This window comes from Streptomyces sp. V4I23 (genome assembly GCF_030817975.1).
Lineage (GTDB): Bacteria > Actinomycetota > Actinomycetes > Streptomycetales > Streptomycetaceae > Streptomyces.
This window is the reverse complement of record NZ_JAUSZW010000002.1, coordinates 118,500-135,150: the sequence shown is the minus strand read 5'-3', so window position 1 is coordinate 135,150 and position 16,651 is coordinate 118,500. Positions and strand designations below refer to the sequence as shown.

General features: G+C 66.1%; 13 protein-coding genes and 6 pseudogenes. 12 read left to right on the top strand and 7 right to left on the bottom strand.

Features of this window, described 5'->3' with window-relative positions; all coding sequences use genetic code 11:
* Positions 1-111 (top strand): integrase core domain-containing protein (locus QFZ82_RS39635; RefSeq protein WP_373429218.1); only part of this gene is annotated, 111 nt, incomplete at its 5' end.
* A gap of 332 nt (positions 112-443) precedes the next feature.
* Here the strand turns inward: QFZ82_RS39635 and QFZ82_RS01610 are convergent.
* On the bottom strand, positions 444-1,820 hold the full coding sequence (locus QFZ82_RS01610; protein ID WP_307711320.1) for an IS1380 family transposase: 1,377 nt from the start codon (positions 1,818-1,820) through the stop codon (positions 444-446).
* 151 nt (positions 1,821-1,971) lie between these two features.
* On the opposite strand from QFZ82_RS01610, the gene QFZ82_RS01605 reads away from it, so the two are divergent.
* A protein-coding gene (locus QFZ82_RS01605) for an IS3 family transposase (RefSeq protein WP_307711254.1) occupies positions 1,972-3,224 on the top strand; the annotation gives its coding sequence in 2 pieces (ribosomal slippage) (positions 1,972-2,254 and positions 2,254-3,224; 1,254 coding nt in all).
* A 106-nt stretch (positions 3,225-3,330) separates the two neighbouring features.
* Here QFZ82_RS01605 and QFZ82_RS01600 read toward each other — a convergent pair.
* From QFZ82_RS01600 to QFZ82_RS01590, 3 genes are all read right to left on the bottom strand, one after another.
* A complete protein-coding gene (locus QFZ82_RS01600; RefSeq protein WP_307711403.1) occupies positions 3,331-3,813 on the bottom strand; it encodes a response regulator transcription factor in 483 nt (160 codons plus the stop codon).
* Positions 3,814-4,253: 440 nt separating this feature from the next.
* Positions 4,254-4,871 (bottom strand): response regulator transcription factor, encoded by a 618-nt coding sequence (locus tag QFZ82_RS01595; RefSeq protein WP_307711402.1) that lies wholly within the window; start codon positions 4,869-4,871, stop codon positions 4,254-4,256.
* A 326-nt stretch (positions 4,872-5,197) separates the two neighbouring features.
* A complete protein-coding gene (locus QFZ82_RS01590; RefSeq protein ID WP_307711401.1) occupies positions 5,198-5,893 on the bottom strand; it encodes a FadR/GntR family transcriptional regulator in 696 nt (231 codons plus the stop codon).
* Positions 5,894-6,774: 881 nt separating this feature from the next.
* Here QFZ82_RS01590 and QFZ82_RS01585 point away from each other — a divergent pair.
* The 6 genes and pseudogenes from QFZ82_RS01585 to QFZ82_RS01560 all read left to right on the top strand — a co-directional run.
* Positions 6,775-7,955 (top strand): IS3 family transposase gene (locus QFZ82_RS01585; RefSeq protein WP_307711400.1). Its coding sequence is split into 2 segments (ribosomal slippage): positions 6,775-7,059 and positions 7,062-7,955, totalling 1,179 coding nucleotides; the frame shifts between segments, so codons are not numbered across the junction.
* 89 nt (positions 7,956-8,044) lie between these two features.
* Positions 8,045-9,297 (top strand): IS3 family transposase gene (locus QFZ82_RS01580; RefSeq protein ID WP_307711254.1). Its coding sequence is split into 2 segments (ribosomal slippage): positions 8,045-8,327 and positions 8,327-9,297, totalling 1,254 coding nucleotides; the frame shifts between segments, so codons are not numbered across the junction.
* A gap of 47 nt (positions 9,298-9,344) precedes the next feature.
* Positions 9,345-10,658, top strand: coding sequence for an IS4 family transposase (locus QFZ82_RS01575; protein WP_307711407.1), 1,314 nt, complete (start codon positions 9,345-9,347; stop codon positions 10,656-10,658).
* A gap of 17 nt (positions 10,659-10,675) precedes the next feature.
* Positions 10,676-10,936: pseudogene (locus QFZ82_RS01570) on the top strand (ISAzo13 family transposase); the annotation flags it as partial.
* A gap of 433 nt (positions 10,937-11,369) precedes the next feature.
* On the top strand, positions 11,370-11,822 hold the full coding sequence (locus QFZ82_RS01565) for a hypothetical protein (protein WP_307711333.1): 453 nt from the start codon (positions 11,370-11,372) through the stop codon (positions 11,820-11,822).
* A gap of 7 nt (positions 11,823-11,829) precedes the next feature.
* Positions 11,830-12,297: pseudogene (locus QFZ82_RS01560) on the top strand (transposase); the annotation flags it as partial.
* Here the strand turns inward: QFZ82_RS01560 and QFZ82_RS39630 are convergent.
* Complete coding sequence (locus tag QFZ82_RS39630; RefSeq protein ID WP_373429217.1) at positions 12,261-12,824, bottom strand: WhiB family transcriptional regulator; 564 nt, start codon at positions 12,822-12,824, stop codon at positions 12,261-12,263. The pseudogene QFZ82_RS01560 and the gene QFZ82_RS39630 overlap by 37 nt on opposite strands.
* A 130-nt stretch (positions 12,825-12,954) precedes the next feature.
* On the opposite strand from QFZ82_RS39630, the pseudogene QFZ82_RS01555 reads away from it, so the two are divergent.
* The 4 genes and pseudogenes from QFZ82_RS01555 to QFZ82_RS39625 form a co-directional block, all read left to right on the top strand.
* A pseudogene (locus QFZ82_RS01555) lies at positions 12,955-13,278 on the top strand (transposase); the annotation flags it as partial.
* Positions 13,279-13,333: 55 nt separating this feature from the next.
* Positions 13,334-14,296, top strand: a pseudogene (locus QFZ82_RS01550) (ISAzo13 family transposase); the annotation flags it as partial.
* A 70-nt stretch (positions 14,297-14,366) separates the two neighbouring features.
* Entirely contained in the window at positions 14,367-15,680 is a 1,314-nt protein-coding gene (locus QFZ82_RS01545; RefSeq protein WP_307711407.1) for an IS4 family transposase, read from the top strand.
* A 17-nt stretch (positions 15,681-15,697) separates the two neighbouring features.
* Positions 15,698-15,958, top strand: a pseudogene (locus QFZ82_RS39625) (ISAzo13 family transposase); the annotation flags it as partial.
* Between the two features lie 280 nt (positions 15,959-16,238).
* Here the strand turns inward: QFZ82_RS39625 and QFZ82_RS01535 are convergent.
* Both QFZ82_RS01535 and QFZ82_RS01530 read right to left on the bottom strand, forming a co-directional pair.
* Positions 16,239-16,334 (bottom strand): annotated as a pseudogene (locus QFZ82_RS01535) (IS3 family transposase); the annotation flags it as partial.
* On the bottom strand, positions 16,298-16,531 hold the full coding sequence (locus tag QFZ82_RS01530) for a helix-turn-helix domain-containing protein (RefSeq protein WP_307711399.1): 234 nt from the start codon (positions 16,529-16,531) through the stop codon (positions 16,298-16,300). The pseudogene QFZ82_RS01535 and the gene QFZ82_RS01530, both read right to left, overlap by 37 nt.
* Between the last annotated feature and the right edge of the window lie 120 nt (positions 16,532-16,651).

The window sequence follows — 16,651 nt, the reverse complement described above, 5'->3', positions numbered from 1 at the left end:
GTCGACCAGGTCGAACGGGCGATCTTCCAGTGGGTCACGTGGTACAACGAAGAACGCCTGCACTCCGCACTCGACTACGTACCGCCCGCCGAGTACGAACGCGACTTCTGACGACAACAGGAAGCCACCCCGCAGTCCGCCTGAAACAAGACCACCGGACTCTACGAAACTCGGGGCAGCTCACGACCTTGACGCCATCGCGACGAAGCTCAACAACCGTCCGCGAAAGTGCCTGGGGTTCCGCACACCAGCCGAGAGTGTTGCCTTGACCGGTTGAATCTAGCCTCGGGCTTTCATGACAGCTCGCCAGTTCATCTGGCGGGCTGTTTCTGTCTGTGCTGTGGGTTTCGGGCATGACATCGCCCCGGCAGTCGCGTCGGGTGGGCGCCGGGTTCCACTGCTCCGGTGGGCTTGCGCTGCCCGTAGGGACGAGAAAGTGTTGGTCAGCCGGGGCTGGGGAGGGCTTCGAGTCGTGCCCACGCGTCGGTGATCAGGTTGGTCCAAGGCCAGTGTTTCGCGAGCCGGAGGATGCGGCGGCGGCCGGTGGTGACCAACTGGGCAGCGATGGAGAACAGCCGCAGGCGCAGGCGTTTGGGCTCCCACACCCGGGCGGTGCCGGCCAGAGCGAGCATGGGCATCCAGGCGAGCAGGTCGAGGGCGATCTGGACGATCTCCAGCCAGATCTGGTTCTGCGCGGTGTCGTGCAGGGGCAAATTGCGCAGGCCGGTGGCGCGGGCGGCGCGGATGCGGTCCTCGGCCCTCGCGCGCTGGCGGTGCCGCAGTTCGAGCGCGGCGATCGGAGCATGCTTGGTGTTGGTGGCGAAGCAGGTCAGGCGCATGCCGTCGGCGTCGGTGAAGCGCAGTTGGGCGCCGGGGTGCGGGCGTTCCTTCCGCACGATCAGCCGCATCTCCTTGGGCCAGCCGGTCAGGCAGTCGCCGTCGAGTTCGGCGACCCAGGCACCGTCGCGGATCTCGCCGTCGGGCTCGACGGCCGGCGTCCAGGCCGATGCCGGGACCTTCCCGACGGCCTGGTGGATGGCATCGGTGATGGTCATGCCGACCGAGTAGGACAGCCACCGGCCGCGCGCGGAAAGCCAGTCCACGAACTCGTGGGTGCCGCCGCCCGAGTCGGTGCGGATCAGCGTCCGCCGTCCGCGCCGGTACTTCTTCGGCAGCTGCTTCAGGGCGATCCTGGCGGCTTCGATGTGGTCCGCAGCGGTGTTGCTGCCCGCGTTCCCGGGCCGCAGCAGCCCGGCCACCGGCTCCCCGGACCCGCCCCGGCCGTGGTCGACGAACCCCATCAGCGGATGGTGCCCGAACGTCTTTTTCCAGGTCGCGGCCGCATCCTGCTTCTCGGAATGCGCGATCACCAGCACCCCGCCCAGGTCCACGACCACCTGCCCGCCGGCGTCCGGAGCTTCCTCACCGGCCAACGTCCACACACATTCACGGACTTGAGAGCGGGCCTGCCGCAGTGCGGTCAGAGCACGCTTCCCACCCGCTGCCAGCGTGTCGATCAGCCGGGATACCGTCGGATCGGAGGCCACCGGCCCGAACATGGCCGGTTCGGCCCGCAGCAGACCGACGTCTGCCAGGCAGTCCCCACCCAGCGCGACCGCGAGCGCCACATCCAGCAGGACCTTGCCCGGATCATGCACCGCCCGCGGCCTTCGCCACGGCTCAAGCGCCGCCGATATCGCCTGATCCAGACCGGACTTGCGGATCGTCTCCACCAGCAGCACACCACCGGCCTGGGACACCACCCCGCGGCCACCGCCCTCGACGCGGACACGCGGGTAGGACCCGATACGCTTCTTCACCTGGAGAGTGCTTCTTTCATGCGACGACCTGGACACTAGACAAGTCCCATCGTTGCAGGTCAGGAGCACTCTCTGCGTTTCTGATCACCCACCGGACGCCCTGAACCGTTCCGGGTTCGGTAGGGACTCGATCATTTGAGAGGATCGAGTCATGGCACGTCCTTCCCAGTACCCGCTTGAGCTGCGCCGTCGGGCGGTGCGGATGGTCGCCGAGGTGCGGCCGGAGTACGACACCGAGTGGGCCGCTATGAAAGCGGTCGCCCAGAAGCTGGGCATCGGCACGACCGAGACCCTGCGGAAGTGGGTACGGCAGGACCAGATCGACGCTGGGACCCGGCCGGGGACGACGACGGAGGAGTCCGCCGAGCTGAAGCGGCTGAAGAAGGAGAACGCCGAGCTCAAGCGGGCGAACGAGATCCTCAAAGCCGCGGCGTCTTTCTTCGCGGCCGAGCTCGACCGGCCACACACACGCTCGTAGCGTTCATCGACGAGCACAAGGACCGCTTCGGCGGCGTCGAGCCGATCTGCCGCGTGCTGACGATGCACGACTGCAGGATCGCCCCCTCCACCTACTATGCCCACCGCAGACGCCGGACCGCGCCGTCCGCCAGGACCGTGCGGGACGGCGAGCTGAAGGAACTGATCCAGCACGTCTACGACGCCAACTACCGCGTCTACGGGGCGAGGAAGATCTGGCGGGAGCTGAACCGGCAGGGCCAGGCCGTGGCCCGCTGCACCGTCGAACGCCTGATGCGCGAGCTCGGCATCACCGGCGCGGTCCGCGGCAAACGCGTGATCACCACGCTTCCCGGCGGCCAGGCCGGGCGGGCTCCCGACCTCGTGGACCGCAACTTCGTCGCCGGCGCCCCGAACCGCTGCTGGGTCGCGGACTTCACCCATGTCAGAACGTGGGCCGGCGTCGTCTACGTCGCCTTCGTCGTGGACACCTTCTCCCGCCGGATCGTCGGCTGGTCGGCCGCCACCGTGAAGGAGACGGTCTTCGTGCTGGACGCCCTGGAGATGGCGATCTGGCAGCGCGACCGTGATCAACATCCAGTCCAGCCAGGTGAGTTGATCCATCACTCCGATGCCGGGTCGCAATACACGAGTTTCCGGCTCGCCGAGCACCTGGACGCCGCCGGTATCGCCGCCTCGATCGGCTCGGTCGGCGACGCCTACGACAATGCCCTGATGGAGAGCACGATCGGGCTGTTCAAGACCGAGCTGATCAAGCCCCGACGGCCGTGGAAGACGCTGTCCGACGTCGAGCTCGCCACCGCCGAGTACGTCGACTGGTACAACCACCGACGACTCCACGGTGAGATAGGCCACGTCCCGCCCGTTGAATACGAGAACAACCACTACCGGGCAACCACAAAACCCCAGGTCACAACCAACAACTGAGATCTCTACCGAACCCGGAACGGTTCACCCTGCCTCGTGAAAGCGCGAGGTTAGGAGGCGGTCGCCGCCGCGACGCACGCACCCGGTGCGGCCCGGCATCGCACCGTCAGATCAGGCCGGCGCGCACCGCGTAGGAGACTGCGTGCGCGCGATTGCGCACGTTGAGCAGTCTCATTACGTTGTGGAGCACGTGCTTCACCGTACGTTCGGAGTAGGGGAGCTGCGAAGTGATTTCTGCCAGCGTGCAACCGTCCGCCACAAGGCGTAGAACGGCGATTTCCCGCTCCGTCAGACAGGGATCGATCAAGCGGTGCGGGGCCAGCACGTCACGCCGCATTCGCTGAACTTCGTCGAGCAGCTTTCCCTGCAAGTCAGGGGGCAGGTCGGCCCCGCCCTGCCCGACCGCGGTAATTGTCGATATGAACTTCGCGGGAGTGAATTCTGATCGCCAAATTACCCCTCGCAAGCCGCAATCGACAGCGGTGTGCAGATCGATGTACCAGCGCCTGCTGACGATGAAGATGCCTCTGGCATGCGAACGGCTCATGGTTCGGAGGACGTCTAGTGCGACGCGATCCGCGTCCTCCACCGCTATCACGGTAACGTCAGCCATTTGACTCCGATCGGAACCAATCGGAATCAGACGAAGGTCCTCATTCAGATGACTGGACAGAGCGAGTTCGGTGATAGGATCAGTGGCATAGACTGCTACGGTGAAGGTGCGTTGAGGGCATCTTCCGGCGGGCTGAGAGGAGCTGCGCACTGCAGACTTCCTCGGGCCCGGTGGAACAACGGTCGCGCTATGGCGAACGGCCAGTTCGGGGGATTTTACCGGCACTGATCACTCCTCATGCTCGACTATTATCAATTTCAGCGCTGGTCAGCTAGTTGGCCAGCGACGTTCTTAAGTACGCAAAGCCATGGCGCGGTGACAGGCCCCCCGGAACTGCGGGTCGCAGCAGCCGATGGGGAGGGGGCCAGAGCCTCGATTGGGGGCGAGGATCGTCAGGGCGGTTAGGGCGATCGCCGCTAAATCAAGCCGCTCCTAATGGCAAAGGAGACGGCCTGGGCGCGGTTGCGGAGATTCAGGTGTTTTATGGTTCTGTGCAGTATGTTCTTCACCGTTCGTTCGGAATAGCGAAGCTTCTCGGACATCTCCTCCAAGGTGTACCCCTCCGCTACAAGCCGCAGGACTTCGAGTTCTCGTTCGGCCAACCCGCTGGCGGTCAGGCCCTGCGGCGCCAGAACCTCGCGGTAGGTGCGCTGCAACTGATCGAGCAGTTCCCCCTGGAGGACCAGTGGCAGGTCACCACGCCCCTCGCCAATGGACACAATGGCACTGGTGAACTTGGCGGGGGTGAATTCGTCGCGCCAGATAACAGCGCGCACGCCGCACTCGACCACCCTGCGTGGGTCCACAGGCCGGCGGTGATCGACGATGAAGAGGATGCGTTGGTTCGAGCGCGAGAGCTTCCGCAGCATCTCGATTGCGGCAGTACCCGCGTCCTCAACCGCCACCACCAGGACGTCAGCGCTCCCGGATTCCTCTGTGACCGCCGCAATCCGAGGTTCCTGCTTGATCTGACTGAGCAAACCGATCTTTGTGATTGGATCGGCCGCCTGCACCGCTACCTTGATCGTGCCCATCTTCGTCTCCCTGCCTGCAGCCATGCTCTTGATCTGATCAACGATCGGTGAAGGGATCAGCGTGCGGAAACAGAAAGGTCATCGCACCTCCGGATGTCATGAAGGGCGACCGGGGAACCCAAGCAAGCAACTGCTACGGGAGCAGTTGAGGAAATGCTGTGACAGGTCGGGTCAGTCCGCGCGGCGTCGGTTTGGTTGCCGACCGTCCCCGTTCGCAGGGGTCAGGGGTTGTTACCCCTGCGGCGTCGGGCCGTGCCGCACCGGCGAGACGATGGAACGCGGTGTCCCCGAGCGCACACCGATTCTTGCTTCATCTTGACGCCTCTTCAGTTGGAGTCAGCTCCGACGACGTGGCCAACGGAGCGATCCGCCAGGAGTATGGCTGTTTCATCGTGGAGTGTCTTCAGGTGGGCACGGGTCAGGGCTTCGGCTGAGCCTGAGTCGCCGTGCCGCACTGCCTCGAATATCGCCCGGTGCTCCTCGTGGCTGCGACGCCGAACAGACGCCGTGAGGCGATGCATCGTCTGCTCAGGGTCTCGCAGCGAGAGGAGGGAGTCGAGTAGTTCGTACACGAGGCGGTTTCCACAGCCAGCTGCAAGCTCGCGATGAAAGTCGAAGAGCGGATCGACCTGCGAGGGATCATGCTGCCAGGTCTCGACGGCCGACTTCATTCGTGCAAGCGCATCCTCGGTACGGTGCAGCGCGCACAGCGCCGCGATGCCCGGCTCGATAATGAGGCGTGCCGCCACCGTCTCAAGAACTAACTCGTCTTCCATCGGTGCCGAGTTTGGGTTAGGCATCAGTGCACGGTAGACACCGTTGCCCACGTACACCCCGGAGCCGTGGCGAAGTTCCACCGTATCGGTTGCCTGCAGCCTACGGAGGGCCTCTCGCATCGTCGGTGCCGTGACGGAGAACTGCTTCGCTAACGCCTTGACGGTCGGCAAGGCCTCGCCCGGCTTTAGCGACTGCTCAACGATCAAGTTGAGCAGGCCGGCCGCAAGCCGCTCCGACAAGGTCAAAGGGCGACCTACCGGAGCATGCGGTGGGGTTGCTGGTGTTGTGTCTGAAAGGCCTCGCCTCATGAGCTCTCTCCCACCGTGCCGGCCGCGCTTCTAAGTGACTAAATCACTACACGAGTCAGCTCGTCAACACAACGAAACCGATTGGCTACAGGGCGCCAACCAGCGAGTTGACCGACAGCCCTCCCTCGTCCAGCGACGCTTGAACTGTGGTTCAAGATCACTCTTCCCGTCGGGCTGACGGCAAGTGCGAACATTCACTCGCAGGGCGAAAACCGGCCCATCCGGTGATCCGGGACAAGATCGTCCGCGTTCTCCATAGCAAGGGGGCAGTGCTCCTGAAGGAGATGAACGATGATCCACAAAAGCATCGAGGTCCACAGCCACGCACTTCGCGGCCTGCCCAGGACGGGCGACCCGGAGTGGGACCACGTGATCGACGAGATCCAGCACCCCGAGACGACGAAAGCTTTCTACCTGCTAGCTCTGTGCTGTCACCCCACCAACGGTGAGTGCGCCAGCGATCGTTCCGAGGGGCTGGCACGGTCAGAGGCAAGGCCTGACTTTGCTGGTGATCCCGGGGCATGTGGCCCTCACATGGCTGACACAGTGTCGAGTGGGACCGAGCCAGGGGGTGGGGGCCCTGCGGCTGAGGAGTACCCGGCGGATTCCACAACAGACGGTGCGGACGGCACGAGCTAGCCTCAACACCGGTAACTTAGGTGTAATCCGGTCGTTGTTGTTGGTGTGCCAAGAGCAGGTCAGCTGAAGTCATCTGGTGAGCGGCTGTCGGACCGGGTCGCGGTAGGGGTCCGGGACTGCTGCAGGGTTGAGTGACACCTGACCTGGCTTGCTGAGAGGCGGCCTGGAAGGATGTTGCAGTGCCCAAGCCGTATCCGAAGGAGTTCCGCGAGGACGTCGTGCGGGTCGCGCGCAACCGCGAGCCCGGCGTCACGCTGGAGCAGATCGCCGCTGACTTCGGGGTCCACCCGATCACGTTGTCGAAGTGGCTGCGCCGCGCCGAGACCGATGAGGGCGCCAGGCCCGCAACGACGTCGGGTGAGTCGGCCGAGCTGCGCGAGGCCCGCAAGCGGATCCGGTTGTTGGAGCAGGAGAACGAGGTGCTCAGGAGGGCTGCGGCGTATCTGTCGCAGGCGAACCTGCCGTCAAAATGATGTACCCGCTCGTCCGTGAGCTGGCCGCCGCCGATGCCCCTTACCGGGTGCCGGTGGCGGTGACGTGCCGGGTGCTCGGGCTGGCCCGCCAGCCCTACTACCGGTGGCTTGCCCGGCCTGCCACCGACGCGGAACTGACCGAGGCATACCGGGCCAACGCCCTGTTCGAGGCGCACCGCGACGATCCCGAGTTCGGGCACCGCTTCCTTCTCGACGAGGCCCACGCCGCCGGTGAGGCGATGGCCGAGCGGACCGCCTGGCGGATCTGCCGGGACAACGGCTGGTGGAGTGCCTTCGGCAAACGCCGGGGCCGCGGGAAGAATGCCAAAGCCGGGCCACCGGTCCACGATGACCTGGTGCGGCGGAACTTCACCGCGGACGGGCCGAACCGGTTGTGGCTCACGGACATCACCGAGCACGCGACCGGCGAGGGCAAGCTGTATCTGTGCGCCGTCAAGGATGTGTACTCCGGCCGCATCGTGGGCTATTCCATCGACGCCCGGATGAAGTCCCGCCTCGCGGTGGCCGCGCTGGAGTCCGCCGTTGCCCGCCGCAGCCCCGCTGCGGGATGCATCGTGCACTCCGACCGCGGATCGCAATTCCGGTCCCGCAAGGTCGCCGCCGTCCTCACCCGGCACGGCCTGGTCGGCTCAATGGGCCGGGTCGGGGCCGCCGGCGACAACGCCGCAATGGAGAGCTTCTTCGCATTGCTGCAGAAGAACGTCCTCGACCGCCGCGTCTGGGCCACCCGCCAGGAGTTGCGGATCGCGATCGTCACCTGGATCGAGCGGACCTACCACCGGCGCCGGCGGCAACGACGCCTGGGCCGATTGACCCCCGTCGAGTACGAGACCATCATGACCCCACCCGCAGCTCTGGCTGCATAAACCCCGCTGTCACCCGATCATGCAGCAGTCCCTCCTGACTGAACCGTTCCGGGTTCGGTAGGGACTCGATCATTTGAGAGGATCGAGTCATGGCACGTCCTTCCCAGTACCCGCTTGAGCTGCGCCGTCGGGCGGTGCGGATGGTCGCCGAGGTGCGGCCGGAGTACGACACCGAGTGGGCCGCTATGAAAGCGGTCGCCCAGAAGCTGGGCATCGGCACGACCGAGACCCTGCGGAAGTGGGTACGGCAGGACCAGATCGACGCTGGGACCCGGCCGGGGACGACGACGGAGGAGTCCGCCGAGCTGAAGCGGCTGAAGAAGGAGAACGCCGAGCTCAAGCGGGCGAACGAGATCCTCAAAGCCGCGGCGTCTTTCTTCGCGGCCGAGCTCGACCGGCCACACACACGCTCGTAGCGTTCATCGACGAGCACAAGGACCGCTTCGGCGGCGTCGAGCCGATCTGCCGCGTGCTGACGATGCACGACTGCAGGATCGCCCCCTCCACCTACTATGCCCACCGCAGACGCCGGACCGCGCCGTCCGCCAGGACCGTGCGGGACGGCGAGCTGAAGGAACTGATCCAGCACGTCTACGACGCCAACTACCGCGTCTACGGGGCGAGGAAGATCTGGCGGGAGCTGAACCGGCAGGGCCAGGCCGTGGCCCGCTGCACCGTCGAACGCCTGATGCGCGAGCTCGGCATCACCGGCGCGGTCCGCGGCAAACGCGTGATCACCACGCTTCCCGGCGGCCAGGCCGGGCGGGCTCCCGACCTCGTGGACCGCAACTTCGTCGCCGGCGCCCCGAACCGCTGCTGGGTCGCGGACTTCACCCATGTCAGAACGTGGGCCGGCGTCGTCTACGTCGCCTTCGTCGTGGACACCTTCTCCCGCCGGATCGTCGGCTGGTCGGCCGCCACCGTGAAGGAGACGGTCTTCGTGCTGGACGCCCTGGAGATGGCGATCTGGCAGCGCGACCGTGATCAACATCCAGTCCAGCCAGGTGAGTTGATCCATCACTCCGATGCCGGGTCGCAATACACGAGTTTCCGGCTCGCCGAGCACCTGGACGCCGCCGGTATCGCCGCCTCGATCGGCTCGGTCGGCGACGCCTACGACAATGCCCTGATGGAGAGCACGATCGGGCTGTTCAAGACCGAGCTGATCAAGCCCCGACGGCCGTGGAAGACGCTGTCCGACGTCGAGCTCGCCACCGCCGAGTACGTCGACTGGTACAACCACCGACGACTCCACGGTGAGATAGGCCACGTCCCGCCCGTTGAATACGAGAACAACCACTACCGGGCAACCACAAAACCCCAGGTCACAACCAACAACTGAGATCTCTACCGAACCCGGAACGGTTCACAGTGATCGTTGAGCCCGGCATGCATCCATGGGTGGGGATATCTGATCATGTGCGGCTGGGAGTGGTGACACGCTGGGTGACCCCGGAGCTCGTCGGTGAAGTGCTGGAGAAATGCGGGGTTCGCGACAAGAAGTCCGGCGCCCTGCCGGCCGGGTTCATGGTCTACTTCACGCTCGCTCTGGCCCTGTTTCAGCAGGACTCCTACGACGACGTCGCCGAGCAGCTTGTCGGCAGTATCCCGGAGTTGGGTGAGAGCATCCCCAACAAGTCCTCGTTCACGCGGGCGCGAAGGCGCCTGGGACCGCAGGTCTTGGAAACCATGTTCCGGGAGCTGGCCGGGCCGTTGGCTCCGGTCGGTTTGAAGAGCGCCTTCTATCGCGAGATGCGGCTGGCCGCAGTGGACGGGTTCGTGCTGGACGTGCCGGACACGACGGCCAATCGGGCCGCGTTCGGCGGACCGGTCAAGAACGGCCAGCCCGCGGGTTTCCCGCAGGTCCGGGGGGTGACGCTGACCGAGTGCGGCACCCACGCACAGATCGACGCGGCGGTGGGCGGATTCAACGGCGGCGAGCCGGAGCTGGCGATCAAAATGGCCGACGCGGCGGCCGGGATGCTGGTCATCATGGACCGCGGCTTTCCCGGGGTGGCGCTATGGAAGGCATACACCGGGACCGGGGCTCATCTGCTAATCCGTGCCCGGTCGAGCGTTGCTGCTCGCCCGGTCAAGTATCTGCCCGACGGTACTTACCTGGCGAGGATGAACCTGGCCGGGCAGAAAGGCGCGCATCCCGGAGGTGTGCTGGTCCGCGTGATCGAGTACCGCGTCGATGACGGCGAGGTGGTCAGGCTGTTGACCGACCTTGTGGACCCGGTCGCATATCCGGCGGCGGAGTTGGCAGGGCTCTATCACTCGCGGTGGGAGGCGGAGTCGGCATTCCGGCAGATCAAGACCTTCCAGCGCGGGCCAGCCGAGGTCCTGCGCTCGGGTGACCCGGATCTGGTGCGCCAGGAGGTCTGGGCGCATCTGGTCGTACACCACTGCCTCACGCAGGTCATCATCGCTCTGGCCGACGACACCGGGATTCCCCCGGACCGGGTCTCCTTCGTCAAGGTCCTCAAGCACGCACGGCGCAGCGTGGTCCGCCAGTGCACGGACACGCCCACGAAGATCAAGGAGTTCTTGGTGGTGCTGGCGGCAAAGGTTCGCCGTAAGCTCGACAACGGCGCCAGGCGCCTGCGGGAGGCGGACCGACATCTGAAGCGTCCGGACTCGAAGTACTCGTCGAAGCTCTCCTACCGGATCATCACGCTACAGCCCGTGATAGTTCGGTAGTCAAGCAACGGCATTGTCCGGGCACAAGCAAATGGAACAAAATCGAGCACCGGCTGTTCTCCCACATCACCCACAACTGGCGTGGCAGGCCGCTGACCAGCCACGAAGTCGTTATCGAGACGATCGCCGCCACCCGCACCCGGGCTGGTCTGCGCGTCGAGGCCCACCTGGATCCCGGTGACTACCCCACCGGCATCGCGATCAGCAAGGACCGCTTCGCCGCGCTGCCGCTGGTCCGGCATGAGGTTCACGGCCAGTGGAACTACACCCTGCTGCCCGAACCCTCCGCGCCACAGGCCCTGCCTGTCAGCGAGGCGCACGGCGTCGCCGGCCGACGCCGCGAACTTCTGGCCCGTCTGGCGGACCCGCGCCTGACCGGGCTGAATGGCACGGAACTCGCAGAGCTGTGTGCTGAGTTGGCCCCGCTGCAGGCCGCCCGGGCCCAGGAACGCTACAGCGAGCAGCGCGGCGGACGCGCCCGGCGCGCAACCGGAAATCAGCGGGCCAAGCCGCTGTTCGACGACGCCACCCGGGTGATGCTCACCCTCCTCTACCAGCGCCAGGTCTGCTCGATGAAGCTGCTGGGCGACATGCTGGAGGTGACCCCAACCTGCATCGGCCACCTCATCGCCGAGACCCGCCGGGTCCTGGAGGACCACGGCCACCAGCCCGGTTACGCTCCCCAGCCGGTTCACCACGGCGCACACGCTGATGGCCTTCCTCGACACCGACAAGACCCCGCCGCGCACCCGGATCATGGAGAGCCTGTCCCATCCGCGGCTTACCGGCATGTCCCGCACGGAACTGGATGCACTCGCTCGCCGCCTCGCCCCACGCCAGGTTGCCCTGGTCGAACGTGCCTCCTACCAGCGCCGGGGCACCGATCGCCAGCCGGGCAGCCGCGGCGGCGTCTTCCCGCAGAAGCTCGGCGACAGAGAACGCGTCGTCGTCGCCATCCTCTACCTGCGGAGACTGTGCACCCTGGACGTCCTCGCCGACGTGCTGGGGGACGTGAGCAGGTCCTCGATCGGGAACGTCGTCCGCGAGATCCGGCCCCTGCTCGCCGAAAGCGGACTTCTCCCACCTCCGGCCACCACCCGCTACCGCACCGCCACCGAACTCCTCGCCGCCGCGGATGAAGAAACCGACACACCGACAAGTTGATTCTTTACGGCTTCATTTCCTGCGCAACGTCTTCGCGGTGATCCCCAAGGACGCCGCGGAGATGGCGGCCGCGACCATCCGCACGATCTTCGCCCAGCCCACGGCCGAGGCCGTCCGCGCCCAGCTCGACACCGTCGCCGACATGCTCGGACGCCAGTTCCCCAAGGTGCAGGCGATGCTCCTGGAAGCCAAGGTCGACCTCACCGCCTTCGCGGACTTCCCCGAGCGACATTGGAAGAAGATCCAGTCGACCAACCCCCTGGAGCGGGTCAACCGGGAGATCAAGCGCCGCGTCGACGTCGTCCAGATCTTCCCCAACCCAGGCGCCCTCGAACGCCTCACCACCGCCGTGCTCATCGAGATGCACGACGAATGGATCGCCTTCCCCCGCCGCTACCTCCCCGAAGGCAGCATGGACAAGATCTATCCCACTGGAGATCAACGCGACACGGTTACACCACTACAGGAGACATGACCGGAGTGAGCGGCTTCAGTCACGGCGTCGGCGAACCTCGCGGCAGCCCAGGCTCTCTCCCTAGCGGCCAGAACGGCTTCCGGCGACATACAGAGCGTGGCGGAGATACGGGTCGCACTCCAGCCGGCCGCCATCAGGTGATAAACCACGGCCGGCCGCTCCTCAGCAGCGACAATCACGGGTTCGGCGGCCGCCAGTCGGGCAACGAGGTGGCCCACTCCCCGCAGCCGGGCTGCTTCTCCCTCCAGTTGTCGCCGCTCGCCGGGCGTGGTACCGCCCCAAATCCCCTCCGACTCTTGGTGGCGGACAGCGAGTGCTAGGCAAGACTGCTGTATGGCGCAACCACTGCAGATGGCCTTGGCCCTGGCCACCTGTTCCGCCGGCATCCGACCGTTCTCAGCCGGAAAGAAGAGGCCGACGTCCGCCTCACGGCATGCCGGCTCGGCCACTGCCTGTCTGAGATGCCGGTCGCTTCCGCCGGAGAGACGGTGACGCCCGCCATCGCTCGAAGCTGTTTGGGTGCGCATCACGCCGCCTCTCGACCGTTTCACAACTACATCCTCAACCAACGAATGAGCGAGGGACACGGTTCATCGTGGCAATCAGAGGCTGCTGGAAGTCCTGAGGGTGATCCTTTGGAGTGGACACCCTCACGCCGCCTTCCGCAACCGGGCCTTGGACGCCGGGCCGTATGCGTTCGTCTGGGTGGACGCGCTGACCCAGAAGGTCCGCGAGGGCGGCCGGATCATCAACGTTCACGCGTTGATCGCGGTCGGCGTCAACGCCGACGGACACCGCGAGATCCTCGGCATCGACGTCGCCACCGCCGAGGACGGCGCCGGCTCGCTCACCTTCCTGCGCTCACTGATCGCCCGGGGTCTGTCCGGCGTCCAGCTCGTCGTCTCCGACGCCCACGCCGGCCTGGTGGACGCGATCGGAGCGGTCCTGCCCGGTGCGTCGTGGCAGCGATGCCGCACCCACTGAAGCCGTAAAGAATCAAGGTGCTGCTTTACAGGGACAGGCTCGTTGTCAGGGTATGGCAGTTCCGGAGGAGATCTGTTTCCAACTCCAGTGCAGGTTCTCGGTGTTGTTGCCGTACTTGAACGAGCGGCAGCGGCGGCTGGCCCTGGCTACCGAGGCCCGGCTGCTCGGGCACGGCGGCATACGGGCGGTAGCGCGGATCGCGCAGGTCAGCGAGACGACCGTGCGTCGTGGAGTGTTGGAGCTGGAAGCGGGGGCCGGGCCTCTGCCGGACGGCCGGGTGCGTGCACCAGGCGGAGGCCGCAAGCGGGCCGAGGAGAACGATCCGGTCTTGCGCAAAGCCCTGTTGGGGCTGGTCGAGCCGGACGAGCGGGGAGATCCTCAGTCTCCGCTGCGGTGGACGACGAAGTCGCTGCGCAACCTGGCCGAGGAGCTGACCCGGCAGGGGCACCCGGTGTCCGCGCCGACGGTGGGCCGGCTGCTCAAGCAGGAGGGCTTCAGCCTGCAGGCGAACGCCAAGACCCTCGAGGGTGCCCAGCATCCCGACCGGGATGCCCAGTTCCGCTATATCAACGAGCAGGTCAAGCAGCACCAGGCCGATGGCGAGCCGGTGATCAGCGTGGACACGAAGAAGCGGGAGCAGATCGGACGGCTGCCCATGGCCGGCCGCGAGTGGCGGCCCAGGGGCGAGCCGGTCGAGGTGGAGGACCATCACTTCTTCTTCAGTGGCCCGGACGTTCAGCAGGCGATCCCATACGGGATCTACGACATCGTCCGCAACACCGGATGGGTCAACGTCGGTGTCGACCACGACACGTCGGTCTTCGCGGTCGAGTCCATCCGCCGCTGGTGGCGCTGTCGCGGCAGCCTCGACTACCCGAAGGCGTCACGCCTGCTGATCACCTCGGACGCAGGCGGCTCCAACGGTTACCGCTACCGGGTCTGCAAGAGCGAACTGGCCGCCCTGGCCGCCGAAACCGAACTGAGCATCACCGTGTGTCACTTTCCTCCGGGCACACAATGCCGTTGCTTGAGTAGGGCAAGCAGTTCGCGGTGACGTTTGGGGCACAGTGATCGTTGAGCCCGGCATGCATCCATGGGTGGGGATATCTGATCATGTGCGGCTGGGAGTGGTGACACGCTGGGTGACCCCGGAGCTCGTCGGTGAAGTGCTGGAGAAATGCGGGGTTCGCGACAAGAAGTCCGGCGCCCTGCCGGCCGGGTTCATGGTCTACTTCACGCTCGCTCTGGCCCTGTTTCAGCAGGACTCCTACGACGACGTCGCCGAGCAGCTTGTCGGCAGTATCCCGGAGTTGGGTGAGAGCATCCCCAACAAGTCCTCGTTCACGCGGGCGCGAAGGCGCCTGGGACCGCAGGTCTTGGAAACCATGTTCCGGGAGCTGGCCGGGCCGTTGGCTCCGGTCGGTTTGAAGAGCGCCTTCTATCGCGAGATGCGGCTGGCCGCAGTGGACGGGTTCGTGCTGGACGTGCCGGACACGACGGCCAATCGGGCCGCGTTCGGCGGACCGGTCAAGAACGGCCAGCCCGCGGGTTTCCCGCAGGTCCGGGGGGTGACGCTGACCGAGTGCGGCACCCACGCACAGATCGACGCGGCGGTGGGCGGATTCAACGGCGGCGAGCCGGAGCTGGCGATCAAAATGGCCGACGCGGCGGCCGGGATGCTGGTCATCATGGACCGCGGCTTTCCCGGGGTGGCGCTATGGAAGGCATACACCGGGACCGGGGCTCATCTGCTAATCCGTGCCCGGTCGAGCGTTGCTGCTCGCCCGGTCAAGTATCTGCCCGACGGTACTTACCTGGCGAGGATGAACCTGGCCGGGCAGAAAGGCGCGCATCCCGGAGGTGTGCTGGTCCGCGTGATCGAGTACCGCGTCGATGACGGCGAGGTGGTCAGGCTGTTGACCGACCTTGTGGACCCGGTCGCATATCCGGCGGCGGAGTTGGCAGGGCTCTATCACTCGCGGTGGGAGGCGGAGTCGGCATTCCGGCAGATCAAGACCTTCCAGCGCGGGCCAGCCGAGGTCCTGCGCTCGGGTGACCCGGATCTGGTGCGCCAGGAGGTCTGGGCGCATCTGGTCGTACACCACTGCCTCACGCAGGTCATCATCGCTCTGGCCGACGACACCGGGATTCCCCCGGACCGGGTCTCCTTCGTCAAGGTCCTCAAGCACGCACGGCGCAGCGTGGTCCGCCAGTGCACGGACACGCCCACGAAGATCAAGGAGTTCTTGGTGGTGCTGGCGGCAAAGGTTCGCCGTAAGCTCGACAACGGCGCCAGGCGCCTGCGGGAGGCGGACCGACATCTGAAGCGTCCGGACTCGAAGTACTCGTCGAAGCTCTCCTACCGGATCATCACGCTACAGCCCGTGATAGTTCGGTAGTCAAGCAACGGCATTGTCCGGGCACAAGCAAATGGAACAAAATCGAGCACCGGCTGTTCTCCCACATCACCCACAACTGGCGTGGCAGGCCGCTGACCAGCCACGAAGTCGTTATCGAGACGATCGCCGCCACCCGCACCCGGGCTGGTCTGCGCGTCGAGGCCCACCTGGATCCCGGTGACTACCCCACCGGCATCGCGATCAGCAAGGACCGCTTCGCCGCGCTGCCGCTGGTCCGGCATGAGGTTCACGGCCAGTGGAACTACACCCTGCTGCCCGAACCCTCCGCGCCACAGGCCCTGCCTGTCAGCGAGGCGCACGGCGTCGCCGGCCGACGCCGCGAACTTCTGGCCCGTCTGGCGGACCCGCGCCTGACCGGGCTGAATGGCACGGAACTCGCAGAGCTGTGTGCTGAGTTGGCCCCGCTGCAGGCCGCCCGGGCCCAGGAACGCTACAGCGAGCAGCGCGGCGGACGCGCCCGGCGCGCAACCGGAAATCAGCGGGCCAAGCCGCTGTTCGACGACGCCACCCGGGTGATGCTCACCCTCCTCTACCAGCGCCAGGTCTGCTCGATGCCCGCTCGACCCGCTTGTGGTTGACATCGATCCCGGCGGCTTTCAGCTCGGCTGTGACGCGCGGGATGCCGTAGGTACCGCCGAGCACAGCGCCTCCGCACCACCCCGCTTCCACGCCGCCCGCCAGCGCTCCACCGAGCGCCGCGTGACCCGCAGCTCCCGCGCGATCCGCGCACTCGACTCGCCCACCGCGAACCGCTCAGCGACTTCCAACCGCAGCCGTTCCCGACGGGCCTGCTCCTTGGGCGTGTACCCGCCCGCCGCCGCGTACCTCACGATCCAGCAATAGCGCGAGGATCACGAACCGTCACCACCCAAGGCGACGCTGCGAGTTCAACCTGAGTAAGTGCGTCAGGAGTACGGAATATGTATGGTTCACTATCTCAGATAGGATGT